The organism is Prevotella phocaeensis, from assembly GCF_900065875.1.
In the GTDB taxonomy this organism is placed as follows: Bacteria; Bacteroidota; Bacteroidia; order Bacteroidales; family Bacteroidaceae; genus Prevotella; species Prevotella phocaeensis.
On sequence record NZ_LT160623.1, the window covers coordinates 155,271 to 180,289 of the forward strand.

39 protein-coding genes are annotated in these 25,019 nt (G+C 41.8%); all 39 read right to left on the reverse strand.

The window, feature by feature from the left end; translation table 11 throughout:
- Window positions 1-61: 61 nt before the first annotated feature.
- The 39 genes from rplQ to BN3912_RS05050 all read right to left on the reverse strand — a co-directional run bounded on the left by rplQ (window position 62) and on the right by BN3912_RS05050 (window position 25,019).
- A complete protein-coding gene (gene rplQ / locus BN3912_RS04860; RefSeq protein ID WP_023984643.1) occupies window positions 62-607 on the reverse strand; it encodes a 50S ribosomal protein L17 in 546 nt (181 codons plus the stop codon).
- A 96-nt stretch (window positions 608-703) separates the two neighbouring features.
- Window positions 704-1,696, reverse strand: coding sequence for a DNA-directed RNA polymerase subunit alpha (locus BN3912_RS04865; RefSeq protein ID WP_004369560.1), 993 nt, complete (start codon window positions 1,694-1,696; stop codon window positions 704-706).
- Between the two features lie 12 nt (window positions 1,697-1,708).
- A complete protein-coding gene (gene rpsD, locus BN3912_RS04870) occupies window positions 1,709-2,314 on the reverse strand; it encodes a 30S ribosomal protein S4 (protein ID WP_004369558.1) in 606 nt (201 codons plus the stop codon).
- A 53-nt stretch (window positions 2,315-2,367) separates the two neighbouring features.
- Complete coding sequence (gene rpsK, locus BN3912_RS04875) at window positions 2,368-2,757, reverse strand: 30S ribosomal protein S11 (RefSeq protein WP_004369556.1); 390 nt, start codon at window positions 2,755-2,757, stop codon at window positions 2,368-2,370.
- Between the two features lie 20 nt (window positions 2,758-2,777).
- On the reverse strand, window positions 2,778-3,158 hold the full coding sequence (rpsM, locus tag BN3912_RS04880) for a 30S ribosomal protein S13 (protein WP_004369554.1): 381 nt from the start codon (window positions 3,156-3,158) through the stop codon (window positions 2,778-2,780).
- Window positions 3,159-3,261: 103 nt separating this feature from the next.
- Entirely contained in the window at window positions 3,262-3,378 is a 117-nt protein-coding gene (rpmJ, locus tag BN3912_RS04885; RefSeq protein ID WP_004369552.1) for a 50S ribosomal protein L36, read from the reverse strand.
- Window positions 3,379-3,391: 13 nt separating this feature from the next.
- A complete protein-coding gene (gene infA / locus BN3912_RS04890; protein ID WP_004369550.1) occupies window positions 3,392-3,610 on the reverse strand; it encodes a translation initiation factor IF-1 in 219 nt (72 codons plus the stop codon).
- A 2-nt stretch (window positions 3,611-3,612) separates the two neighbouring features.
- On the reverse strand, window positions 3,613-4,413 hold the full coding sequence (gene map, locus BN3912_RS04895) for a type I methionyl aminopeptidase (RefSeq protein ID WP_023984642.1): 801 nt from the start codon (window positions 4,411-4,413) through the stop codon (window positions 3,613-3,615).
- A gap of 14 nt (window positions 4,414-4,427) precedes the next feature.
- The gene (secY, locus tag BN3912_RS04900) at window positions 4,428-5,765 is read right to left on the reverse strand and encodes a preprotein translocase subunit SecY (protein WP_023984641.1); all 1,338 of its coding nucleotides are present in this window, start codon (window positions 5,763-5,765) and stop codon (window positions 4,428-4,430) included.
- A 4-nt stretch (window positions 5,766-5,769) separates the two neighbouring features.
- The gene (rplO, locus tag BN3912_RS04905) at window positions 5,770-6,216 is read right to left on the reverse strand and encodes a 50S ribosomal protein L15 (protein WP_023984640.1); all 447 of its coding nucleotides are present in this window, start codon (window positions 6,214-6,216) and stop codon (window positions 5,770-5,772) included.
- A gap of 27 nt (window positions 6,217-6,243) precedes the next feature.
- The gene (gene rpmD, locus BN3912_RS04910; RefSeq protein ID WP_004369543.1) at window positions 6,244-6,420 is read right to left on the reverse strand and encodes a 50S ribosomal protein L30; all 177 of its coding nucleotides are present in this window, start codon (window positions 6,418-6,420) and stop codon (window positions 6,244-6,246) included.
- Window positions 6,421-6,431: 11 nt separating this feature from the next.
- Window positions 6,432-6,944: a 30S ribosomal protein S5 gene (gene rpsE / locus BN3912_RS04915; RefSeq protein ID WP_004369542.1), complete on the reverse strand. Its 513-nt coding sequence runs from the start codon at window positions 6,942-6,944 to the stop codon at window positions 6,432-6,434.
- A 6-nt stretch (window positions 6,945-6,950) separates the two neighbouring features.
- Window positions 6,951-7,295, reverse strand: coding sequence for a 50S ribosomal protein L18 (gene rplR / locus BN3912_RS04920; protein ID WP_004369541.1), 345 nt, complete (start codon window positions 7,293-7,295; stop codon window positions 6,951-6,953).
- An 18-nt stretch (window positions 7,296-7,313) separates the two neighbouring features.
- Window positions 7,314-7,880: a 50S ribosomal protein L6 gene (gene rplF / locus BN3912_RS04925; protein ID WP_023984639.1), complete on the reverse strand. Its 567-nt coding sequence runs from the start codon at window positions 7,878-7,880 to the stop codon at window positions 7,314-7,316.
- Between the two features lie 14 nt (window positions 7,881-7,894).
- Window positions 7,895-8,290, reverse strand: a complete 396-nt coding sequence (gene rpsH, locus BN3912_RS04930; RefSeq protein ID WP_023984638.1) for a 30S ribosomal protein S8 — start codon at window positions 8,288-8,290, stop codon at window positions 7,895-7,897.
- A 139-nt stretch (window positions 8,291-8,429) separates the two neighbouring features.
- The gene (gene rpsN, locus BN3912_RS04935) at window positions 8,430-8,732 is read right to left on the reverse strand and encodes a 30S ribosomal protein S14 (RefSeq protein ID WP_004369538.1); all 303 of its coding nucleotides are present in this window, start codon (window positions 8,730-8,732) and stop codon (window positions 8,430-8,432) included.
- Between the two features lie 5 nt (window positions 8,733-8,737).
- Window positions 8,738-9,292: a 50S ribosomal protein L5 gene (gene rplE, locus BN3912_RS04940; RefSeq protein ID WP_004369537.1), complete on the reverse strand. Its 555-nt coding sequence runs from the start codon at window positions 9,290-9,292 to the stop codon at window positions 8,738-8,740.
- Entirely contained in the window at window positions 9,292-9,639 is a 348-nt protein-coding gene (gene rplX / locus BN3912_RS04945; RefSeq protein WP_004369536.1) for a 50S ribosomal protein L24, read from the reverse strand. Before rplX ends, rplE begins: the two co-directional genes overlap by 1 nt.
- Window positions 9,640-9,656: 17 nt before the next feature.
- Entirely contained in the window at window positions 9,657-10,022 is a 366-nt protein-coding gene (rplN, locus tag BN3912_RS04950; protein WP_004369535.1) for a 50S ribosomal protein L14, read from the reverse strand.
- 2 nt (window positions 10,023-10,024) lie between these two features.
- Entirely contained in the window at window positions 10,025-10,291 is a 267-nt protein-coding gene (gene rpsQ, locus BN3912_RS04955) for a 30S ribosomal protein S17 (protein ID WP_036859792.1), read from the reverse strand.
- Between the two features lie 2 nt (window positions 10,292-10,293).
- On the reverse strand, window positions 10,294-10,488 hold the full coding sequence (gene rpmC, locus BN3912_RS04960) for a 50S ribosomal protein L29 (RefSeq protein ID WP_004369533.1): 195 nt from the start codon (window positions 10,486-10,488) through the stop codon (window positions 10,294-10,296).
- A 3-nt stretch (window positions 10,489-10,491) separates the two neighbouring features.
- Entirely contained in the window at window positions 10,492-10,920 is a 429-nt protein-coding gene (rplP, locus tag BN3912_RS04965; RefSeq protein WP_004369532.1) for a 50S ribosomal protein L16, read from the reverse strand.
- Window positions 10,921-10,934: 14 nt separating this feature from the next.
- Window positions 10,935-11,666: a 30S ribosomal protein S3 gene (gene rpsC, locus BN3912_RS04970; RefSeq protein WP_004369531.1), complete on the reverse strand. Its 732-nt coding sequence runs from the start codon at window positions 11,664-11,666 to the stop codon at window positions 10,935-10,937.
- A gap of 8 nt (window positions 11,667-11,674) precedes the next feature.
- Entirely contained in the window at window positions 11,675-12,079 is a 405-nt protein-coding gene (gene rplV / locus BN3912_RS04975) for a 50S ribosomal protein L22 (RefSeq protein ID WP_004369530.1), read from the reverse strand.
- Window positions 12,080-12,112: 33 nt separating this feature from the next.
- Window positions 12,113-12,379, reverse strand: a complete 267-nt coding sequence (gene rpsS / locus BN3912_RS04980) for a 30S ribosomal protein S19 (protein WP_004369529.1) — start codon at window positions 12,377-12,379, stop codon at window positions 12,113-12,115.
- Window positions 12,380-12,390: 11 nt separating this feature from the next.
- A complete protein-coding gene (rplB, locus tag BN3912_RS04985) occupies window positions 12,391-13,218 on the reverse strand; it encodes a 50S ribosomal protein L2 (RefSeq protein WP_023984636.1) in 828 nt (275 codons plus the stop codon).
- A gap of 7 nt (window positions 13,219-13,225) precedes the next feature.
- Complete coding sequence (rplW, locus tag BN3912_RS04990; protein WP_023984635.1) at window positions 13,226-13,666, reverse strand: 50S ribosomal protein L23; 441 nt, start codon at window positions 13,664-13,666, stop codon at window positions 13,226-13,228.
- A gap of 18 nt (window positions 13,667-13,684) precedes the next feature.
- Complete coding sequence (gene rplD, locus BN3912_RS04995; protein WP_023984634.1) at window positions 13,685-14,314, reverse strand: 50S ribosomal protein L4; 630 nt, start codon at window positions 14,312-14,314, stop codon at window positions 13,685-13,687.
- Window positions 14,314-14,928 (reverse strand): 50S ribosomal protein L3, encoded by a 615-nt coding sequence (rplC, locus tag BN3912_RS05000; protein ID WP_023984633.1) that lies wholly within the window; start codon window positions 14,926-14,928, stop codon window positions 14,314-14,316. The genes rplD and rplC overlap by 1 nt, the downstream gene beginning before the upstream one ends.
- Window positions 14,929-14,971: 43 nt before the next feature.
- Complete coding sequence (gene rpsJ / locus BN3912_RS05005) at window positions 14,972-15,277, reverse strand: 30S ribosomal protein S10 (protein ID WP_004369524.1); 306 nt, start codon at window positions 15,275-15,277, stop codon at window positions 14,972-14,974.
- A gap of 95 nt (window positions 15,278-15,372) precedes the next feature.
- A complete protein-coding gene (gene fusA, locus BN3912_RS05010; protein ID WP_023984632.1) occupies window positions 15,373-17,487 on the reverse strand; it encodes an elongation factor G in 2,115 nt (704 codons plus the stop codon).
- A 24-nt stretch (window positions 17,488-17,511) separates the two neighbouring features.
- Complete coding sequence (rpsG, locus tag BN3912_RS05015; RefSeq protein ID WP_004369522.1) at window positions 17,512-17,988, reverse strand: 30S ribosomal protein S7; 477 nt, start codon at window positions 17,986-17,988, stop codon at window positions 17,512-17,514.
- Between the two features lie 246 nt (window positions 17,989-18,234).
- Window positions 18,235-18,618 (reverse strand): 30S ribosomal protein S12, encoded by a 384-nt coding sequence (rpsL, locus tag BN3912_RS05020; protein WP_004369521.1) that lies wholly within the window; start codon window positions 18,616-18,618, stop codon window positions 18,235-18,237.
- A 453-nt stretch (window positions 18,619-19,071) separates the two neighbouring features.
- The gene (locus BN3912_RS05025) at window positions 19,072-19,974 is read right to left on the reverse strand and encodes a hypothetical protein (protein ID WP_023984631.1); all 903 of its coding nucleotides are present in this window, start codon (window positions 19,972-19,974) and stop codon (window positions 19,072-19,074) included.
- 10 nt (window positions 19,975-19,984) lie between these two features.
- Window positions 19,985-21,952, reverse strand: a complete 1,968-nt coding sequence (locus BN3912_RS05030; protein ID WP_023984630.1) for a TonB-dependent receptor plug domain-containing protein — start codon at window positions 21,950-21,952, stop codon at window positions 19,985-19,987.
- A gap of 11 nt (window positions 21,953-21,963) precedes the next feature.
- The gene (locus tag BN3912_RS05035; RefSeq protein WP_023984629.1) at window positions 21,964-22,755 is read right to left on the reverse strand and encodes an HmuY family protein; all 792 of its coding nucleotides are present in this window, start codon (window positions 22,753-22,755) and stop codon (window positions 21,964-21,966) included.
- A 6-nt stretch (window positions 22,756-22,761) separates the two neighbouring features.
- Window positions 22,762-23,349, reverse strand: coding sequence for a calycin-like domain-containing protein (locus BN3912_RS05040; RefSeq protein ID WP_023984628.1), 588 nt, complete (start codon window positions 23,347-23,349; stop codon window positions 22,762-22,764).
- A complete protein-coding gene (locus tag BN3912_RS05045) occupies window positions 23,346-23,825 on the reverse strand; it encodes a hypothetical protein (protein ID WP_004369516.1) in 480 nt (159 codons plus the stop codon). The genes BN3912_RS05040 and BN3912_RS05045 overlap by 4 nt, the downstream gene beginning before the upstream one ends.
- A 189-nt stretch (window positions 23,826-24,014) precedes the next feature.
- Window positions 24,015-25,019, reverse strand: coding sequence for a DNA/RNA non-specific endonuclease (locus BN3912_RS05050; RefSeq protein WP_230204653.1), 1,005 nt, complete (start codon window positions 25,017-25,019; stop codon window positions 24,015-24,017).

Genomic DNA, 25,019 nt, shown 5'->3' on the forward strand with positions numbered 1-25,019 from the left:
GAAAAAGCGCCTTCACATAAGAGTGGAGACGCTTATAAGAAAAGAAATTCAATCCTTTTAATTATTCTGCAGCTTCTGCCTTAGGAGCTTCTTCCGTAGTAGCAACAGGCGCATCGGTTGCCTCTACCTTTGCTGTTTGCTCAGCAACTTCCGCTTTAGGAGCTGCCTTACGGCTACGACGAGTCTTTTTAGCAGCCTTAGGAGCTTTGGCCATGTTCTCATCGAAGTCTACAAACTCGATAAATGCCATAGGAGCAGCATCGCTCTTACGTATACCAAGCTTGATTACTCGAGTATAACCGCCGGGACGATCGCCCACTTTCTCGATAACAGAAACCTTACCTTCTGATTTTGCCTTTGCACTGCCGAAGAGTTCTGTAATAGCTTCTTTATTCTGAAGATAACGGAAAACCACACGACGAGAATTGGTAGAATCGTCTTTAGCCTTAGTTATCAACGGTTCAATATACTTCTTTAAGGCTTTAGCCTTGGCTACGGTCGTAGTGATTCTTTTGTGCATGATCAAACTAACCGCCATGTTTGCAAGCATGGCACTACGATGAGATGCAGTACGACCTAAATGGTTGAATTTTTTATTATGTCTCATTTTGTTCTTTCTTTGATGAAAAGGAAAATACAACAAAGGATAAAAAGAGAAAGAGTATCAACTACTAATCGCTTATCTTTCGTCTCTTTTCCGATATTATTCCTTGTCAAGTTTATACTTTGAAATATCGGTTCCAAATGACAGATTCAGACTCTCAAGCAAATCATCAAGCTCTGAGAGCGATTTCTTACCGAAGTTACGGAACTTGAGAAGATCGGTCTTGTTATACTGAACCAAATCTCCAAGAGTTTCGACATCTGCTGCTTTCAGACAGTTAAGTGCACGAACGCTGAGGTTCATGTCGATAAGTTTTGTCTTGAGCAGTTGACGCATGTGCAGAACTTCTTCGTCAAATTCCTGATTGTTCTCTTGATCGGAACTCTCCAACGTAATCTTTTCATCAGAGAACAACATGAAATGATAGATAAGGATCTTTGCAGCTTCTTTCAATGCATCCTTCGGGTAAATGGAACCATCCGTCGTAACTTCGAGCACAAGTTTATCATAATCGGTCTTTTGTTCAACACGGTATGGCTCAACAGAATACTTTACGTTACGAATTGGGGTGTAGATTGAATCGATTGGGAGTACGTTTACATCTGTGCAGAATTCACGATTTTCATCAGCAGGCACATAACCTCGGCCCTTATTGATAGTAATATCTATCTGCATAGAGGCTTTGACATCTAAATGACAAATCACCAAATCAGGGTTTAACACTTCAAATCCAGTCAGATACTTACCTATATCACCTGCTTTGAATTCAGTGGAATTCTCTACGGTGATACTAACTTTCTCGTTCTCGAATTCTTCTACTACTTGCTTGAATCGAACTTGTTTGAGATTCAAGATAATGTTGGTAACATCTTCTTTTACACCAGGTACTGAAGAAAACTCATGCTCAACGCCTCCTATACGGATGGTGTTGATAGCATAACCTTCAAGCGATGAAAGAAGAATGCGGCGCAGAGCATTACCAATGGTAACTCCGAAACCGGGCTCTAACGGACGAAATTCGAACTTACCGAACTTGTCATCAGCCTCCACCATTACAACTTTATCAGGTTTTTGAAATGCTAATATCGCCATTAATTCAATGATTTATTTAGAGTACAACTCAACGATTAACTGTTCCTTAATATTCTCTGGGATGTCGGCACGTTCGGGCTTATGCAAGAATTTGCCACTCTTTGAGTTATCATCCCATTCGATCCAAGGATATTTGCTATGATTGAAACCGGCAAGAGCCGTTTCAATAACTTCAAGAGATTTAGCTTTTTCACGAACACCAACAATCTGTCCCGGCTTAACGGAGTAAGAAGGAATATTTACAACTTTACCGTCAACTACGATATGCTTGTGCCCAACAAGCTGACGAGCAGCAGCACGAGTAGGGGCAAGACCAAGACGGAAGACCACATTATCGAGACGACTCTCAAGATTCTGAAGAAGAACTTCACCGGTAATGCCATCTGCTTTTGCAGCTCTTTCGAACATATTACGGAATTGGCGTTCAAGCACACCGTACGTGTACTTAGCTTTTTGCTTCTCTGCCAACATGACACCGTACTCTGAGGTCTTCTTACGACGGTTGTTGCCATGCTGTCCAGGAGGGAAGTTTCTCTTGGACAAAACTTTGTCAGCACCGAAAATGGGTTCACCAAATCGGCGTGCAATTTTAGATTTCGGACCTATATATTTAGCCATAATATAAAAATATGCGATTTATTAATTGATACTTTGATAGAGATGTGATAGGACTATACCTTACGTCTCTTCGGAGGACGGCATCCATTGTGCGGTAACGGCGTCACATCTACAATTTCTGTAACTTCAATTCCTGCACCGTGTACGGCACGGATAGCAGACTCACGACCATTTCCCGGTCCCTTAACGTATGCCTTAACTTTGCGGAGACCGAGGTCGAAAGCTACTTTTGCACAATCCTCACCAGCCATCTGTGCTGCATAAGGAGTATTCTTCTTGGAACCACGAAATCCCATCTTACCGGCCGAAGACCAAGATATGATCTGGCCTTCGCTATTAGCCAAAGATACAATTATATTATTGAATGAGCTATGAACATGAAGCTGTCCGACTGCATCAACTCTTACATTTCTCTTCTTAGATGTTGCTTTTGTTTTTGCCATAATTAATTTCCTCCTTAAAATTACTTAGTAGCTTTCTTCTTATTAGCAACAGTCTTCTTCTTTCCCTTACGGGTGCGAGCATTATTTTTAGTACTCTGACCGCGAACCGGAAGACCATTACGATGACGAACTCCACGATAGCAACCAATATCCATCAGCCGCTTGATATTCATTTGGACCTCTGAACGAAGGTCACCTTCTACTTTGAATTCAGCACTGATAATTTCACGGATCTTAGCTGCCTGATCGTCATTCCATTCACTGACTTTCAAGTCACGGCTTACGCCCGCCTTATCCAATATCTTTGCTGAACTACTTCGACCTATACCATAGATATAAGTCAATGCGATTTCGCCACGCTTATTCTGGGGCAAATCTACTCCAACAATTCTTATTGCCATTTGTTAAATGATAAAAAGTTAATTTTTTAATTCAAATTTCACTAAAAAGCATGCAAAGGTATTAATAATATTGCACATTATTTTACCTTTACAGTTTTTTAACTTACCCCTGACGCATCTTGTACTTAGGGTTTTTCTTGTTGATAACGAACAGACGCCCTTTACGACGTACGATCTTACAATCGGCTGTACGTTTCTTTAACGATGCTCTTGTCTTCATATTTTATACTTGATTATTTGTATCTGAATACAATCCTACCTTTAGTAAGGTCATAAGGACTCATTTCTACCTTAACCTTATCGCCGGGAAGAATCTTTATATAATGCATTCTCATCTTACCTGAGATATGCGCTATAATCTGTACTCCATTTTCGAGTTCTACACGAAACATTGCATTTGAGAGCGACTCTATGATTGTTCCGTCTTGCTCTATCGCAGATTGCTTTGCCATATTTAATATATTTCTCCTTCTAAACGTTCAATTTCTTCAAACGAAGATAAAATTTCTGCCTTACCGTTTCTGATAGCAATAGTATGCTCAAAATGGGCTGCAGGTTTTAAGTCACGAGTTATAATCCCCCACTTATCCGGCAAAAGCCCAATTTTTCGATCTCCCATCGTAATCATCGGTTCAATAGCTATACACATACCAGCTTTCAACATGACTCCCCCGCCACACACACCGTAATTCGGAATTGCAGGATCCTCATGCATCTTTCGTCCAATCCCGTGTCCGGTAAGTTCTCGTACCACTCCGTATCCTCGACGCTCACAATGCTCTTGAATAGCATAACCTATATCGCCGATATGTTTACCGGCTACAGCCCGTTCAATGCCCATATAAAGCGCTTCTTTAGTAGTTTTAAGCAAGTTCTTCACCGGAGCTGACACCTCCCCAACACAAAATGTATAACAACTGTCACCATTGAATCCGTCAAGCAATGTACCGCAATCTACCGAAATAATATCACCATCTTTTAAAATTGTTTTCTCACTCGGTATGCCATGAACAACTATAGCATTCACGGAAGTACAAATACTTGCCGGAAACGGCTCTCCAAAAGGATTGAGAAAATTCTTAAACGTTGGTATTGCACCATGATCATGAATAAATTCCTCTGCTATCTTATCCAATTGAAGAGTGGTTACACCCGGTCTTATATGTTTAGCCAATTCTGCCAAGGTATCGCCGACAAGTCGGTTCGCCTTACGCATCAACTCAATTTCATCCTCTGTTTTAAGAAATATCTCCATTAGCGGAAGTACACTTAATAGGCAGAGACACCGCCACTACGTGTATGCCCAGAATTGAGCAAACCGTCATAATGCCGCATCAACAGATGACTTTCTATCTGTTGTAATGTATCAATAACCACACCAACCAGAATAAGTAAAGAAGTTCCACCAAAGAATTGAGTAAATTCCTGTTGAACATGGAACACACTGACTAGCGCCGGCATTATGGCAATAAATGCGATAGCCAAAGAACCCGGCAAAGTAATTCGAGACATGATGGTATCAATATACTCTGCCGTATCTTTGCCCGGCTTAATTCCGGGTATAAATCCATTATTGCGTTTCATATCCTCTGCCATCTGTGTCGGGTTCAATGTAATGGCCGTATAGAAATAAGTAAACGCTATAATAAGAGTTACATATATCACATTATACAGCAAACTATGAGTATCCATTAACGAACGAACTATTGGAGATGCATCTTTTGTCTGATACTGAACAATAGCCAATGGAATGAACATCAAAGCTTGGGCAAAGATGATAGGCATAACATTAGCTGCAAACAGTTTCAAAGGAATATACTGACGAGCCCCTCCATATTGCTTGTTACCTACAAGTCGTTTAGCATATTGCACCGGCACCTTACGTGTACCCTGCACTAAAAGGATTGCAGCACAAACAACAAAATACAGAACTAATATCTCTGCGATAAGCATAATGATTCCACCGCCAGAAATATCCGTTGCGCGTGAAGAAAATTCCTGTACAAAAGAACCGGGTAGACGTGCAATAATTCCCAACATAATAATCAGAGAAACACCATTTCCTACCCCCTTATCAGTAATACGTTCACCTAACCATAAGATAAACATACTCCCAGCAGCAAGGATTATAACAGATGGTATCATGAAAGCTGTCCACGAAATACCGGAAGCCAAAGCTTGGCCTGCTTGGTATTTCAAATGGAAAAGATAAGACGGAGCTTGAAAGAGCAAGATTGCTACAGTTAGCCAACGTGTATACCAATTTATCTTCTTATGCCCACTTTCGCCTTCGCGCTGCATCTTTTGGAAATAAGGTACGGCAACAGCAAGTATCTGCATAACGATAGATGCCGAAATATAAGGCATAATTCCAAGCGCAAAGATCGATGCATTGGAAAATGCTCCACCAGAGAACATGTCAAGGAGCGACATAAGACCGCCCGCAGTCTGTTGTCGAAGAGTCTCCAAAGAGGCAGGATTAATACCCGGAAGCACGACAAACGAACCAAAACGATAAATTGCCGTAAACAGAAGAGTTATGAGGAGACGCTGACGCAAATCCTCAATTCTCCAACAGTTCTTCAGTGTCTCAATAAACTTTTTCATTGACTTAGATTATAGTTGCATTTCCCCCAACTGCCTTAATAGCTTCTTCGGCGGTCTTAGAGAATGCATTTGCTTCAACATCAATCTTGACTTTCAACTCACCATTACCCAGAATTTTAATAAGCTCCTTACCATTGGTAAGACCGGCCTCCTTAAGTTCTGCAATTCCGATTTTAGCTAAGTTTTTAGACTCTGCCAAAGACTGTAAAGTCGAAAGATTTACTGCGAAATATTCCTTATGGTTGATATTCTTAAATCCTGCTTTCGGAACACGACGCTGAAGTGGCATCTGCCCTCCCTCAAAACCGATCTTTCTCTTGTAACCGGAACGAGCTTTTGCTCCCTTATGTCCACGGGTAGAAGTACCACCGAGCCCAGATCCCGGACCACGACCAATACGACGACGTGAATGTGTTGAACCTTCAGCAGGTTTTAAATTATTTAATTTCATAACTATTTCTAATTTTAATAAGGTTAATTATTCAACTACATTTACTAAGTGGTGGACCTTACGGATCATACCACGAGTGCTTGGAGTATCTTCAACCTCAACAACTTGAGAAATCTTGTGAAGACCTAACGACAAAAGAGTACGTTTCTGGTCTATCGGAGCTCCTATTCTACTCTTTATCTGCTTGATTTTAATCGTTGCCATTGTTTTTCTTCTTATCCGTTAAATACTTTATCCATGGTTATACCACGAGTGCCAGCAATCGTATATGCATCGCGTATTTGGCTCAATGCCACAATCGTCGCTTTTACCAAATTGTGAGGGTTCGAAGAGCCTTTTGATTTCGCAAGTACATCTGTAACACCTACACTGTCAAGTACAGCACGCATAGCACCACCGGCAACAAGACCGGTACCGGCAGCTGCCGGTCTCAAGAAAACTTGTGCGCCACCATAATGTGCTTCTATCTCATGAGGAATAGTTCCTTTTAGAACAGGAACCTTTACTAGATTTTTCTTAGCTGCCTCCGTCCCCTTAGAGATAGCTGCGGTAACTTCACCTGCTTTTCCAAGACCATAGCCGATAATACCATTACCATCGCCTACTACGACAATAGCTGCAAAGGTAAAAGTTCTACCTCCCTTTGTAACTTTGGTTACACGGTTAATAGCAACCAAGCGGTCTTTCAATTCTACGTCACTATTTATTCTAACTCTATTCATTGCCATAATCGTTTAAAATTTAAGACCACCTTTACGAGCTGCATCAGCTAATTCTTTTACACGTCCATGGTAAAGATAACCGTTACGATCAAAAACTACAGCTGTCACCCCGGCAGCCTGTGCTTTTTCTGCAACGAGTTCTCCTACTTTCTGAGCCTGCTGTATCTTAGGCATAGCTTCAAGACCAAGAGAGGATGCAGAGGCAAGAGTATTACCAGTCAAATCATTTATAACCTGAGCATAAATCTGCTTATTGGAACGGAATACACTAAGACGCGGACGTTCAGCTGTTCCTTTCACACTTTTACGAATGCGGTACTTTATCTTAATTCGTCTTTCTACTTTCTTTGTTGTCATAATCGTAAAAAATTAAAATTACTTAGCTGCAGCCGTCTTACCAGACTTTCTGCGAATAACTTCACCTTGGAATAAGATACCTTTTCCTTTATAAGGCTCAGGCATACGGAAAGAACGAATTTTAGCGCAAATGAGTCCGAGCAATTGCTTGTCACAAGACTCCAAAGTTATAATCGGATTTTGGTTTCTTTCAGACTTCGTCTCAACCTTAACTTCTTTCGGAAGTTGAATAAAGATGGGATGAGTATAACCAAGCGAGAATTCTACCAAGTTACCTTGATTAGAAACACGATAACCTACACCGATAAGTTCCATCGTCTTCGTGTAGCCTTCGCTTACACCTACAACCATGTTGTTGACCAAAGAACGATATAAACCGTGGAAAGCTTGTTTCTGCTTATAATTCACCGGACTATTCTCATCAACTTCGAATGTAATCTGGCCGTCTGCAATGTTAACTTTTATCGAAGCATCTACTTTCTGAGAGAGTTCACCCTTAGGGCCTTTCACAGAAACCACGCCATCCTTCTGTTCTATGGTAACACCGGCAGGTATACTAATTGGTAATTTTCCTATTCTTGACATAATGAATCCTCCAATTAATAAACATAGCAAAGAACTTCACCACCAATCTTTAGTGAAGAAGCCTCTTTATCTGTCATTACACCTTGAGATGTAGATATGATTGCAATACCTAATCCGTTAATTACTCTCGGCATATCTTTGTAGCCGGTATATTTACGCAAACCGGGAGTCGATACACGCTTTAAACACTGAATAGCGTTTTGCTTGGTTTCAGGATTGTACTTCAAAGCAACTTTGATAGTACCCTGAGGGCCATCCTCCATGAACTTATAGTTCAGAATGTACCCTTTCTCAAAAAGGATCTTAGTGATCTCTTTCTTCAAGTTAGACGCAGGAACCTCTACGACACGGTGATGTGCCATAATTGCATTTCTGAGTCTTGTCAGATAATCTGCTATTGGATCTGTCATAAAATAAAATGTTTAATTAATCGGGACTACCCCGACAATATTAAATAAAATTATATGGTATGTTCAATAGTCCTAAACAACATATCTATCAACGACAAATATACTATCTAAGACGTTCAAACCACAATATTTGCCGTATTTACCAGCTAGCTTTCTTTACTCCGGGTATCAAACCAGCCGAAGCCATTTCACGGAACTGAATACGCGAAAGACCAAATTGGCGGATATACCCTTTCGGACGACCGGTGATTTTACAACGGTTATGAAGGCGTATAGGATTGGCATTCTTAGGAATAGCCTGAAGTTTACGAGCTGCTTCATATGCCTCTGCTAAATCATTAGTCGTAGCGATAGTTTTTTTAAGAGCTGCACGTTTCTCGGCATAACGAGCTACAAGTTTCGCACGCTTAATCTCGCGAGCTTTCATTGATTCTTTTGCCATATTGCTTAATCGTTTTTAGCGTTCTTAAAAGGTAGACCGAATGCCTTGAGCAATGCATATCCTTCTTCATCAGTCTGTGCAGATGTAACGAAAGTAATATTCATACCTTGGATGCGGTCGATTGAATCGATATTGATCTCAGGAAAAATAATCTGTTCGGCAATACCCAAAGTGTAATTACCACGACCATCAAACTTGCTTTCAATTCCTTTAAAGTCACGAATACGCGGCAAAGCCACGCGAACAAGCTTCTCCAAAAATTCATACATACGCTCACGACGCAATGTCACCATCACACCAATAGGCATCTTCTTACGAAGTTTGAAGTTTGCAATATCTTTCTTTGAATATGTTGCAACTGCCTTCTGCCCGGTAATAGCTGATATTTCGTTTACTGCGACATCAACTATCTTCTTATCTTGAGTTGCATCACCCAAACCTTGATTGATAACTATTTTCTTAAGAACAGGGACCTGCATTGATGAAGAATAATTGAATTGCTTCTGCAATGAAGGAGCAATAGTATCTTTGTATACTTTCTTTAACTGTGCTGTATCCATTACTTAATCTCCTCTCCCGATTTTTTAGCTATACGAACTTTCTTACCATCTTCAGTCTTCTTGATAGCAATACGTGTAGGTTCTCCACTCTTCGGATCTACCAAACTCAAATTCGAAATATGAATAGGAGCTTCCTGCTTAACGATACCTCCCTGAGGATTTTTTGCTGATGGTTTTGTACATTTAGAAACGATATTAACTCCCTCAACAATTGCACGTTCCTTATCCACAAGGACTTTCAACACCTTGTGAGGTGAAGGAAACTTACCATTTGAGTTTCTTGCATCCTTGCTTCTTCCTGCAAGAACAAGAACCATGTCACCTTTCTTTATATGTAACTTATTCATTACTTTTTGTTTATAAATTAAAGAACCTCAGGTGCCAAAGAAACAACCTTCATATTCACTGCACGAAGCTCACGAGCTACAGGGCCGAAGATACGGCTTCCACGAAGCTCACCAGCATTGTTCAGCAATACGCAAGCATTATCGTCGAAACGGATATATGAACCATCTGCACGACGAATTTCTTTCTTTGTGCGAACAATCAAAGCCTTAGATACTGCACCCTTCTTCAAATCACTTGATGGTATGACGTTCTTGACAGAAACGACAATCACGTCACCAACACTTGCATAACGGCGACCGGTACCACCGAGAACACGGATGCAAAGAGCCTCACGTGCACCGCTGTTATCACATACTGTAAGTCTTGATTCTGCTTGTATCATAATTACTTAGCTTTTTCTACAATTTGTACTAATCTCCATCTCTTTGTCTTACTCAAAGGACGTGTCTCCATGATAAGAACCGTATCGCCAATATTAGCTTCATTTTTCTCATCATGTGCATGGTATTTCTTCGTATGTTGTACAAACTTACCATACATAGGGTGTTTCTCCTTGAACTTTGAGGCAATAACAATGGTTTTATCCATTTTGTTGCTGACAACGACACCCTGTCTTACTTTTCTTAAATTTCTTGTTTCCATCTGGACCATTGTTATTTATTAAGTTCTCTCTGACGAAGTTCTGTCTTCATACGTGCTATATCACGACGAGTAGCCTTAATCTGTGATGGATTCTCAAGCGGAGAAATAGCATGATTAAGTTTCATCTGATGCAAAGCTGTCTCAGCCATCTCCAACTTTTCGGCTAATGCCTTATTATCAAGTTCTCTTACTTCTTTAATCTTCATAGCTTAAGCGTTTTTATCGTAATCACGTCTCACAACAAACTTTGTCTTAACAGGAAGTTTCTGGGCAGCAAGGCGCAATGCCTCCTTTGCCACATCGAAACTTACTCCCTCGACTTCGAACAGAATACGTCCAGGTGTAACTGGAGCTACCCATCCTGCAGGATCACCTTTTCCCTTACCCATTCGGACATCAGCCGGCTTACGAGTAATCGGCTTATCTGGGAAAATACGTATCCAAACCTGTCCTTCACGTTGCATGTAACGGTTTACAGCAACACGGGCAGCTTCTATTTGACGACTGTCGATCCATTTAGCTTCAAGAGTTTTTATACCAAACGAACCAAATGCCAATTGTGTACCTCTACTGGCGTTTCCTTTATTTCCACGTCCATCTTGAGGTCTTCTATATTTTACTCTTTTTGGCTGTAACATATTAGCATCTTCTTTTAACGGTTATTGTTTCTCCTACGATTACCGCCACGACTCGAGCGACTATTTCCACCACGTCCTCCATTCTGCTTGTCTTGTGCAAAATTTGGCGTAAGATCAGGAACACCATAAACTTCGCCACGGCAAATCCAAACCTTAATACCAAGGAGTCCAACTTTTGTCAAAGCTTCGGCTTGGCAATAATCAATGTCTGCACGGAAAGTATGCAAAGGAGTACGTCCTTCTTTATACATTTCCTTACGGGCCATTTCAGCTCCATTCAGACGACCTGTTATTTGAACTTTAATACCCTCTGCTCCCGTACGCATCGTATTTTGGATAGCCATTTTAATAGCACGACGGTAAGCTATCTTACCTTCTACTTGACGAGCGATATTATTAGCAACGATGGTTGCATCGAGCTCAGGTTTCTTTATTTCGAAAATATTGATCTGAATATCCTTTTTATAAAGTTTCTTCAACTCCTCTTTTAATTTATCAACATCTTGTCCACCTTTACCTATAACGATTCCCGGACGGGCTGTACAAATAGTAATGGTAACGAGTTTCAATGTACGTTCGATGACAATGCGAGAAACGCTGGCCTTAGCCAAACGCTCATTCAAGTACTTGCGGATTTTCATATCTTCTACGAGATTGTCACCGAAGTCCTTGCCACCAAACCAATTTGAATCCCAACCACGGATAATACCAAGACGGTTACTTATTGGATTAACTTTCTGTCCCATTCTATTTATTATTTATCGTCGTTAGTTTTAGCATCTACAAACAGAGTAACGTGGTTACTACGCTTACGAATTCTATATCCACGCCCCTGCGGTGCCGGTCTCATACGTTTCATTGTAACACCTTCATCAACAAAGACTCTATTAACAAAAAGTTCTCCATCTTCAGCTTTACGATCATTCTTAATTTCCCAATTAGCAATTGCTGAACGCAAGAGTTTCTCTACGTCCGCTGCAGCTTGTTTTTTCGAGAATTTCAATACTCCAAGGGCACGATTAACTTCCATTCCACGAATCATGTCTACAACGTAGCGCATCTTACGCGGAGAAGAGGGAACGCCTTTGAGCTTTGCGAAGTACAATGTTTTGCGGGCTTCTTTGATTTTCTCTGCCGCTATATGTTTTCTTGCTCCCATTATTATTCTATAATTAAAAAATGGTTATCCCTCTTACTTCTTATTACCAGAGTGCCCACCGAACCTACGTGTAGGAGAGAACTCGCCAAGTTTATGACCTACCATATTCTCGGTAATATAAACAGGGATAAATTTATTTCCGTTATGAACAGCAACAGTGTGTCCCACAAAATCAGGGGAAATCATTGAAGCTCTGGCCCAAGTCTTAACGACACTCTTCTTTCCACTCTCATTCATTGCAAGAATTTTCTTTTCAAGTGATACGTTGATATATGGACCTTTTTTTAATGAACGACTCATATATTTACTCTTTATTTTTTATTGGCTCTTTCGATAATATACTTGTTAGAAAGCTTCTTTGGTGCACGAGTCTTGAGGCCTTTAGCATATAAGCCCTTACGCGAACGCGGATGTCCACCACTCTGACGACCTTCGCCACCACCCATCGGGTGATCAACAGGGTTCATAACAACACCACGGTTGTGAGGACGACGCCCCAACCAACGAGAACGGCCTGCCTTTCCAGACTGTTCCAATGCATGATCGGAATTACCCACACTCCCAACAGTAGCCTTACAAGCAGAGAGAATCTGCCGAGTCTCTCCAGAAGGAAGTTTAATAACGCAATAACTGCCCTCACGAGAAGTCAACTGAGCAAAATTACCAGCCGAACGAACAAGCAAAGCTCCCTGTCCCGGACGCAATTCTATATTATGAACTACCGTACCTACAGGAATGTTTGCAAGAGGAAGAGCATTACCAACCTCAGGTGCAGCATCAGCACCCGACATCAATGTAGCACCCACTTGCAATCCATTAGGAGCAATTATGTAACGTTTTTCGCCGTCAGCATAATACAACAAAGCGATACGAGCCGAACGGTTCGGATCATACTCTATTGTTTTTACTACGGCAGGAACACCATCTTTCTCGCGTTTAAAATCGATCAAACGATACTTTCTCTTATGACCACCGCCCATATAACGGACTGTCATTTTACCAGTGTTGTTTCGACCACCAGTTGAGCGCTTACCGTAAACGAGAGACTTCTCTGGCACGGATGCAGTAAGATCCTCGAACGTGCCAATAACTTTGTGTCTTTGTCCCGGTGTAACCGGGTTTAATTTACGTACTGCCATTTTTTATTTAAATATTACTATAAAAATCTATAGTTTCACCTTCCTTCAGTGTAACGATTGCTTTCTTGAATGCATTCTTTTGTCCTTTTATAAGACCTGCTTTCGTGTAGCGACTTGAACGCTTGCCGGCATAACGAATTGTGTTTACATTCAAAACCGTAACATGATATAGGTTTTCAATTTCTTTCTTAATCTCAAGCTTATTTGCTTCAGGCTTAACGATAAAACCATACTTAGGCAGCGCTGGCTTCACATAAGTATAAATAGTCTTTTCTTTCTTAACATCAGGCTTACCTTTCTTTTTTACAACAAAAGTTACCTTTTCTTCCACAGCATTTTTAACCTTAGCAGCTTTTTCATTTGCAGCTTTAAGCTTTTTGCTTTCAGAAGATTTATCTGTAATATTGGTCATCTTCTCAGTGACCAAAGGTTTTATGATAAATGCCATAATCTTATTCTTCTAAATTTACTTTGTTAAGATATCGTCAATGGTCTTCAACGATTTTTCCGTCACAACAAGAACATCTGCCTTCAAAACTTTATACGTATTGAGTGTAGATGCCATCATAACTTCAGCCCTTTGCAAGTTACGAGCCGACAAATATACGTTTTTATTTACTTCCGGCAAAAGCAAAAGCGTCTTCAAACCTTCAACTTTAAGATTTTTAGCAATATTTACAAAATCTTTAGTTTTAGGGGCTTCCATATTGAAGTCTTCGACTACAACAATAGCATTCTCCTGTGCCTTGTAAGATAAAGCTGATTTACGAGCAAGAGCCTTTACTTTCTTATTCAACTTAAAACCGTAGTCTCGCGGCTTTGGACCGAATACGCGACCACCACCAACAAGTACCGGTGAATTGATATCACCACGACGAGCACCGCCACCACCTTTCTGGCGACCTAGCTTACGAGTAGAACCTCTATGCTCACTTCTTTCTTTTGACTTAGCCGTTCCCTGTCGCTGATTAGCAAGATACTGCTTTACATCAAGATAGATAACATGATCATTAGGTTCAATTCCAAAGATAGATTCGTTTAACGTAACCTTTCTTCCGGTCTCCTGACCATTGATATTCAATACGCTAACTTCCATTATTTCTCAATTAAAACAGTTGAACCATTGCATCCAGCGAACGAACCTTTCACAATAAGGAGATTCTGTTCCGGAATTACTTTTAACACTCTGAGGTTCTGAGTTGTCACTCTATCGCCTCCCATTTGACCGGCCATGCGCATTCCTTTGAATACCTTTGCCGGATAAGAACAAGCTCCGATAGATCCTGGTTTACGTGCACGGTCGTCTTGTCCATGAGTACTCTGGCCGACGCCACCGAAACCATGACGCTTTACAACACCTTGGAAGCCCTTTCCTTTAGATGTACCTATCACATCGACAAATTCAGTACCTTCAAACAATTCTACCGTAAGAGTATCACCAAGGTTATACTCCTCATCAAATTTGAACTCAGCCAAGTGCTTCTTAGGCGTTGTGCCAGCTTTCTTAAAGATTCCCATCATAGGCATGGTAGTTCTTTTCTCCTTTGCCTCTCCGAAACCTAATTGAACAGCCTTGTAACCATCTTTCTCAACAGTTTTAACTTGGGTTACAACACAAGGACCTACTTCGATAACAGTGCACGGTGTATTTTTACCGTCGGCACTGAAAACGGATGTCATTCCGATTTTTCTTCCAATTAATCCTGGCATTTCAATAAATGTTTAAAATTAAATAATTCGAGAATTAAAAAGATCAGACCTTGATCTCTACCTCCACACCACTCGGCAATTCAAGTTTCATCAATGCATCAACTGTCTTTGCTGTTGAGCTATAGATGTCGATAAGGCGTTTAAAATTCGAGAGCTGGAATTGCTCACGAGCTTTTTTATTAACGAATGTACTACGATTTACCGTAAAAATACGTTTGTGAGTTGGAAGAGGGATGGGGCCACTTACTATAGCACCCGTCGCCTTAACAGCCTTCACGATCTTTTCTGCTGACTTATCAACCAACTGGTGGTCATAAGACTTCAGCTTAATTCTGATTTTCTGACTCATTTTATTTACTTTTTATTTTTAATTGATATTAAGAAAAGAGATTTACTGTTTAAGAGTCATTCGCTAAACAGCACCTCAATTCAAATTTTATATTTTTATAAAAGTTCCGAATGCCCTTTCACCTCATCAAGTACGGTCTTGGCGATAGTACTCGATAGCGGAGAATGGTGGTCATATTCCATAGAACTCGTCGCACGACCGGAAGTAATAGTACGAAGAGCCGTTACATAACCAAACATTTCAGCCAACGGCACCATTGCCTTTACGATACGTGCACCGCTACGAGCCTCGTCCATACCCTGAACAAGACCGCGACGCTTATTCAAATCACCGATGACATCACCCATATTCTCTTCCGGAGTTACGACCTCTACTCTCATAATAGGTTCCATCAAAACAGGACCTGCTTTAGGACAAGCATTCTTGAAAGCATTGTGTGCTGCAAGTTCGAAAGACAGCTGATCAGAGTCTACAGGATGGAAACTACCATCTGTAAGAGTCACTTTCATACCTGTCATCGGGAACCCACCAAGTACACCGTTCTTCAAAGAATCTTGGAAACCTTTCTGTACAGCAGGGATGAATTCCTTAGGCACATTACCGCCTTTCACCTCATTGATAAACTGCAAGTCGCCTTCCTTATAATCCTCATCCTTCGGACCGACTGTAACAATGATGTCAGCAAACTTACCACGGCCACCACTCTGCTTCTTGTAAACTTCACGCAGTGTAACTTCTTTGGTGATCGCCTCTTTATAATTAACCTGCGGCTTACCTTGGTTACACTCAACCTTGAACTCACGTTTCAGACGATCTATAATGATATCGAGGTGAAGTTCACCCATACCGGAAATTATCGTTTGTCCGCTCTGTTCATCCGTACGGACGGTAAAGGTCGGATCTTCCTCTGCAAGTTTGGCAAGACCGTTATCAAGTTTCGCAATATCAGCCTGACTCTTCGGCTCTACCGCAATAGAAATTACAGTATCGGGGAATGTCATCGATTCGAGAACAATCGGATGATTTTCGTCACAAAGAGTATCACCAGTGCGGATATCTTTAAAACCTACGCCCGCTCCAATATCGCCTGCATCAATAGTTTCCATAGGAATTTCCTGTTTGGAGTTCATCTGGAACAATCTACTGATACGCTCTTTCTTACCCGAGCGAGGATTATATACGTAAGAACCTGCAGTAACTTTACCCGAATAGACACGGAAGAAAACCAAACGTCCCATAAACGGATCGGTTGCAATCTTAAACGCAAGAGCTGCAGTTGGAGCATCTTCCGAAGGTTTACGATCTTCCTCTTCGTCTGTATCGGGATTAGTACCCACAATATTTTCCGTATCAAGAGGAGATGGCAGGAATGCACATGTGTAGTCGAGAAGCGGCTGTACGCCTTTATTCTTATACGAAGAACCGAGAAGCATAGGAGTAAGTTCCATGGAAATGGTTCCTTTACGGATTGCTGCGAGCAATTCTTCTTCGGAAATATCCTGCCCCTCAAGGTATTTTTCCATCAAAGCATCATCAAAATTAGCAGCATTTTCAACCATTTTCTCGCGCCACTCGTTAGCCTCATCAACAAGGTCTGCGGGAATTTCCTCTACAGAATATTCTGCCCCCATCGTCTCATCATGCCAAAGGATTGCCTTCATCTTAATGAGATCTACCACACCTTTGAAGTTTTCTTCTGCACCAATGGGGATCTGGACAGGACACGGATTAGCACCAAGAATATCTTTCATCTGCTGTACAGTTTCGAAGAAATCGGCACCAGAGCGGTCCATTTTATTTACATATCCGATACGCGGAACATTATATTTATCTGCCTGACGCCAAACGGTCTCAGACTGCGGTTGCACTCCATCGGCTGCAGAATATGTTGCAACGGCACCATCGAGTACACGAAGCGAACGCTCTACCTCTGCTGTAAAATCTACGTGTCCCGGGGTGTCGATCAAGTTTATCTTGAATGTCTTATTGTTCCAAGTCCAGTTACAAGTAGTAGCTGCCGAAGTAATCGTAATACCGCGCTCTTGTTCCTGTGCCATCCAGTCCATTGTCGCGGCACCATCGTGCACCTCGCCAATCTTATGAGTCTTACCGGTGTAGAACAGAATACGTTCCGAAGTTGTAGTTTTACCGGCATCAATGTGAGCCATAATACCGATATTACGAGTTAATGTTAAATCGCGATTTGCCATTTTCTTTTTACCTTAATATATTAATTAAAACCTGAAATGAGCAAATGCACGGTTAGCTTCGGCCATACGGTGCATATCTTCCTTACGCTTATAAGCGCCACCTTGGTTGTTGAAAGCGTCTACAATCTCTGAAGCAAGCTTTTCAGCCATAGATTTGCCGCTGCGCTTGCGTGCAAACTGAATAAGATTTTTCATAGAGATACTCTCCTTACGATCCTGACGAATTTCCGTTGGAACTTGGAAAGTAGCACCACCAATACGGCGGCTTTTCACTTCTACCTGCGGAGTAATATTGTCAAGAGCCTGCTTCCAGATTTCAAGCGGCGACTTTTCTTCTTTCTCCATTTTTGTCTTTACAACATCAAGAGCATTGTAGAAAATTTCATAAGATGTATTCTTCTTTCCATCATACATCAGATGATTTACGAATTTCGAGACCTTCTGGTCGTTGTAAACGGGATCCGGCAGGATCACACGCTTCTTTGGTTTTGCTTTTCTCATTTTGTTTTAAAGATAATTCTGCATGGGGTTGTTCACATTGTTCTTCAATATCCGCACCCGAACATTTACTCAACCTGTCTATAACATTTCTCCAGCAAAACGATTGAAAATATTTTTTATCGGATTATGAGCATCAAATTGTAGCATCTTTGCTTTCATTCTTTTTCCAGCGTTCGGTTCCGAAGTCATGTGTCTACACATACTTACCAACCAAAAGACACCCCAACTCACCAACTCACATATCCTTTATTTTTTAGCTGCCTTAGGACGCTTAGCTCCATATTTGGAGCGACGCTGCGTACGGTTAGCCACACCAGCGGTATCGAGAGTACCGCGCACAATGTGATAACGCACACCCGGAAGGTCTTTCACACGACCTCCACGAACCAGCACAATACTGTGTTCCTGCAGATTGTGGCCTTCTCCCGGAATATAGGAGTTTACTTCTTTTTGGTTTGTCAAACGAACACGGGCAACTTTACGCATTGCCGAATTAGGCTTTTTGGGGGTTGTTGTGTAAACACGAACGCAAACTCCGCGACGCTGAGGACAGTTATCCAAAGCCGGAGACTTACTTTTGTCTACCAAAACCTTTCTGCCTTTTCTTACTAACTGTGAAATAGTAGGCATAATTTTACTTTTTTAATTATATATATTTTATTTATTATCAATTTATCGCCAATACTCCTGTCGGAAAGAAGCATTTCGGGGTGCAAAGGTACAAATATTTATCGGGACAACCTAATTTATAAGATTTGAAAAATAACCGCAACATTCATAATTAACAAAATATAACATTAGTTACGGTATATTGAATGTTCAAAAATTCCAAACAAATAAAACACCTGAATAATTCAGAAAAATAAGCAGTTTTAAAGCTATCGATTTAAGATTATTTTCAAGGCCTCGGGTGGCCAAATCCATATCATTTCCTTATAATGCAAAGCACAAATAATTTTGAAAGAAATAAGAGGTGTGAAAAACAGGTATACAGCCTATCACGCATAGATAAATTGTTTATTAGGTGCAAACAAAGCATCTATCAAACATAGGCGTATACTCTTATTATAAAAGACATCCCAACTATATCTTATTTCCTTGTTGTTTTCTCGTTTTTCTTTTTATTCCTTTAGTCCAAAAATAAACGGCAAGCACCACGAAAACAATAAAAATAGAAACCATCTGCACGATGTATTTCTCCGGTTCCACCCATATTTCGGTAAAGAAATTCATCCGGCCAAGTATCTCGACCGGCGTCCAAAAGATAATCACAGTAGCTATTGCCATGCGTATATTGGCACCCCATGCAGCAATATGGAGTTCTTTCTTGAACATGAAGATAGAGCCTATAAAGCAGCCGATACCTACAAGAAACGTTACCGGATGATGGTCGCCGAGGAAATTCTTATCATAACAAAACATCAATAACAGATACATTGCCCATAACATCATATTCAGTTCCATGAACGTAACGATAGAAGTATGGCGCGTCATGGGTTGAAATACAATCTCCGAACGCCGTTTGCCAAAGAAACGTTTTTGCAACCAAGTAATGAAATCGCACCCGTTCTTAGTACTGAAGATGTACATTGTCATGGTCATCATCCACATGCCGAACGATGCCGGCATAATCAGATATTCGGGCTTCGTTACTACAATGCCGTTTTCAATCTCCGGCTGTACACCATAACGACGGGCATAATAAAGGAAAAGAAACTCTACCCAACCTGTCCAAAAGAGCAGTCCTCCAAAGAGTCCCCAGAGCGTCTGACGCGTATCGCCCTTAACGAATACGCCGACAATAACCATAATCAGCCCTGCCAATCCCATTACAAAGCCGGCATAATGCATCGCCACGGGAGACATAAACCGCTCCATCAGTATCATCAGCGTATGCCCCAACGGCATAGAGAACAACACAAGAATGAACGAAGCTATCGTGCGCCACCAATAAATCTTATATGTATTTTTGCTTTCCTGTTCCATTTATTTATTATTAAAAAATCTTATCAACATCTACGGAAAGGCCCACCATCAGGTTCGTACCGTCTGTAAGCGGACAGTTCAGATAATAATATTCCGGCTTATAGTTAAAGAGATTGTCGAGTGCCACGGTGAGTTTCACGGCTTTGCCGAGGCGCTGAACCAAAGAAAACTTCCACAATGTATATGCCGGATAGTGGATATTGTTGACACCTTTTGAGATATCGTAGTAATCTACGTACTCTACATTACCCACATCCGACAGGTATCGCCCATCCAATCCCACATTCAGCCCGTAATACTTGCCGAACTGATGATCCCAATCGATATGGGCTGTCAGCGAATGTTTACGTGCCGGAATGTACTGGTTGTTCACCGAACGGTCGTTCTTATCCTTAGGCAGATGCTCATCAGTAAAAGCATACGACAGACGCGCAGTAAGTCCGTTGCTCCATCGCGCCTGTGCTGTTGCCTCTGCACCTAAGACCGAATAGTCCGAAAGGTTCAAATAAGGCAGATGGGGCATAATGTCAGAAGCATTGGCATAATAAGGTGCCCCCGTTGCTATCTTATTATTGATGCGGTTATAATAACTGCTGACCGTAAAATTATAATGGTTTTTAGTATATTCAGCGGATAGGTTGAAGTTATGACTGACTTCTGCTTTCAAATCAGGATTACCCTCCACGATCCATATTCCCGCCATATCAAAATTATAGTATTTCTCTTTAAGCGTGGGAGCGCGGAAGCCCATGCCATATCCGAAGCGGATGTTAAGATTATGCACAGGCTGATAACGGGCGCTTAGCTTGGGAGTGAGATGCGATGTATGCCCATCGGAAAAGTAGTCGTAACGCAATGCACCGACAATCTCCCATACTTTATCGATATTCCAATCGTACTGTGCAAAGGCATCGAAAGAGTCTTGTTTGCGCGTATTACCATCAAGATTGGTATTGAAAAGATAATCGTGAAGATAATCGGCTCCGGCAGTTAGCACATCTCCCCCTCTGAAAGAATGATGATAGAGTAACCGAATTGAGTTCTGAACATTGGAATAATCGCGGATATCAAGTCGGGTAATGCGCTGATAGTCCGACTTGTCATATTGATCGAAAGCGTAAGCTCCTTCAAGATTATCATACTCAGAAAGTCTCCACTGCGCCCTCAAACCAGCTGAAAAATCACGGTATCGTTCCGGTGTTTCGACTGTTCGCACCAATTGTCGGAAGAAATAACCGGCACGTCCGGTTAGTTTAAGTTTATCAGACAGTGCATAAGTCAACTGCTCTTTGAAGTTCCATGTGGCATCGCCATATATAGTTGCAATAACACGTGTTACGGGGTTGCTTCCGTTGTGCACACTATAATTATCCGTTTTGCTACGGTTCATCGTGAACAGATTGCCCCACTTGCCCTTACCCGCTTGCAGCGAAAGTCCGTAACGCTGCTCATTATGGCGTGCCAAACGTGCATTAACGTTCAACGCAAAGGGGCGTATGGCATCTTTGGTAATAATGTTGATGACGCCTCCGCTGGCATTCGAGCCATAGAGGGCAGACGCTGCACCTTTGACAATCTCTATATGATCCACATTTTCCATGCCCAACCGAGTGAAATCCACATCGTCCATTGTCTCGCCGGCAAGCCGTTCTCCATCTATTAATATCAGCATGCTTTGCCCGCCGAAGCCCGAGAAATTCATGTGAACCTGTTGGTTCATGGCATACGAGAACTCCACCCCGGGGAGTATTTGCTGCAACAAATCGCGCAAATTGGTTGCATCCGTCTTCTGAATATCTGCCGATGTAATGACTTTTGTCAGTACTGGAGTGTTAAGCAACAGCTTGGGCGTGCGCGTTCCTGTTATCACCACCTGCTCCAATTCTATCGATCTGCTCACAGTATCCGCCTGTTCCTGTCCCACCGAAAGAGATGGGAAGAGCCAAACGGACAGTAGGACAAAAGCATATTTTTTCATGTTTAAACTGCTTAATAAGGATATTTGTAATTGATGGTGAGCCAGCATTTTGCTCCCGCCGCATTCATATAGTTCTGCAACTGCACGGCTGCATAGTTGCCGTTCTGCAATCGTATAATAAACACATGGTTGTTGAGTGTGAACGAAGGCGGCATAGGAGGGATGTCGAGTGTGAGCCATGTCGACAACAGTTTATTGATCTTAATGCCTTGACAGCCTATCAAACTCAACAACATCTGCGACTGATCCGCCCATACAGCATTCTCTGTCCATTCGTCGGAAAGGAAAGTAGCGCCCGTAAACGATGAACTATTTTTCGGTAGTTCATCCATCGAAGTGTAATTGGTTTCCAATACAGCACCATTATTTGTCCTTACATTGTCGCGGTGTATGGCAATACTCCACGACTTAGGTGCGGGCTGTACGTCGGTCGGAGTAAACGAACGTTTCTCGTTGTTCGATACTCCTTGTCCGAACACATCGAACCAATAGGTGTATATTCCGGTCTTCTCGTCTCCCGTACCCGATGTAAGCGTTGTCGGTATGGGATAAGCTGTAAATTCGGTTTGCGCCCTCAATAGCCCCGCTGTGTCGCCCCGTTCTATGTATTGGTGCAACGAGTCGAAATCGATATAATACCAATTTTTCCAACTCGTGGCATCAACCAACAACTGCCCCTGCGTAACAACAGGGACCGTAGGTACATCATCGTAAATGCCTTCAAAGATACCGTTGCAGGCCGTAACCATCAACATGATGGCACAACCTGCGAGGTATTTCACGGATTTGAATGCAAAATACATAAATTATTACTCAGACTTCACACCGTTAAATGTTGCAGTAATGGGGAATGGCATATTGCCTATCGTGTAGGTGTTGGTAATTTTCAACTCGCCGTTCTCGCCCTGTACGATAGTAACATTGCCTTGCTTGAACGTATAATCGCTATCCATAGTAGTCTCACCACCGCTTACACAAACGAAATGAACCGTCAAACCGTCTGCACTGTAATCCCGAACATAGCTCTTGGTTGCGGCATCGAAAGGAATATTGCCAATAGTATAAGTCCCCAATGTAAGGTCTCCCATCACCGTACCGTTATACTTTTCTTCATGACTTTTAATGTTAATGGAGCCATCTGCATTCTTTGTAATGGTATAAACCGCATCCTTTGCCACATACGGACCAATCGTTCCGCCTACCAAGAGCGAGTTATCACCTTTATAATCTCCGACGATTGTCTCGCCTGTCTCGGCCGGCGAGAACTCGATGTTCTTAATTTCAGAAGCCTTGATCGTAACGGTTGTCCCGTCTGTCTTATTGATTTTAACGCTTTGTGCTTGCACTCCGGCAACGCCCAACAACGCAACTACTGCTAAAGTAAATATCTTTTTCATTTCTTGATAAATTTAAATGTTTTTGATGATGATTTCACAATAAACGCTCCGGTCTTCCCTCCAAGAGGGATATCCACAGTGCCGGTCTCGCTTACGATGCCGCTGCCGACCACCTGACCGCCAATGGCATAAACGATTACCCTGCTGCCTGCCGGAAGTCCTTCGCCTTTAAGCGAGGTACCGAAAGAGAAAACAGCACCCGTAGCCTTTTCCTCTGTCGAGGCTATGGCTGTTGTCTGATTGGTAAACTCGAACGATCTGAATTCGGTAAGAGGATATTCTACCGTTTGTTTCGCTGTCGTTAAAACCAATTTGTCCGCAGCAAACGTAACAACCGGTTTCTCGGACAAAGCGAAATAGGTTACCTCCCCATTTGCGCTACTCACCTTTACATAGTCGGCTGCACCGACCGGAATACCGGCCGAGAATGCCAACAATGCGAACGCAAGCGCTCGATAAATTGTTCTCATTTTCATATTAAAATTCCTTTATATTAATTATGTATATGAATCATTTGCAAAATTAAGCAAACAAAAAAGCAATTACAATACTCACTTCTTATGATTTTACACCTTATTACAATAAAGCTCCGATAGTTTTATATGTACTATCGGAGCCTGACAAATATTTAAAAAATCGCTACCCGAACCTACGAACGGTGCTGTTTAATCGCCATCATATTCCTCACGACCATCACCCGGACGCAAATTCCAAAACTTATAATCGATCTCTCCCTCTACCTTCTTCTCCACATTATCGGGCAGGTTACAGAAGAAATCAAGGCCTGTTCTTTTCTGTAATTCCTCTATCGTTATGGCATAATCGCCCTTGTTTGCACGCGTCTTTGCATCGGGTACATGTCTTGTCCATAAAGCAATGGCATGATACTTCCCATTTGTTTTGGCAAGAATTGCCATATAGAAATACTTAGGAACGACCATCGTAGGATGCGTGCCTTGAGGAAGCAAGCGGTCTATCGTGGCAGCCTTTACCACATATAAGGTATCGGTTACAGACTTTGCACGACTACTTCCTATCACCCACGAACGTACCAACTGCTCGAGTTTACTCCATACGCCACGGTTATGCTTTTGGTATTGCGGTTGCATGTTCGTAAGATAATACGTTTGCTTCTGCTGTAATTCAGAAGCCCTACGGTCGCCTGCCGGGCATAGATGCCCCCGATCAAAAACAGAACCGGTATTTTTATACTCCTGCAACGTGGTTCTTGCTTTTACCGGAAGTTCTTCATCTTCACAGAAAGCATCCTTACGAGGAACTATTTGTTTACCATTCGTCTTGTTCAGTTCGTAGCAAGTCCAGCGATTGGCACGCTTCTTACAGTCCCATTCCAGTGAATAATTCACGCCTAAATCTCCATCTGCATACTTTACCAACACCTTATTCGTTGCCCTATCGGCATTCAAATGGGGATATTCCAACCTGCCTACCTCCTTTCCCCACGCCTGTTCGTTTTTGTTTTTATTCTCTTCGTCATCGATAATGCCGGGGCCTTCCGGTGTAAAACCTAAATCGATTTCGGCTTGCGAGTACAGATAATCTTCGGATTTATTACCGGCATAAATCTTTACACCCAGTTTTTTAATAATCCGCACGCTATCATAGTCAGCCTTCTTTATAATCTTGACATCCTCCGTTTTATTCTTCAA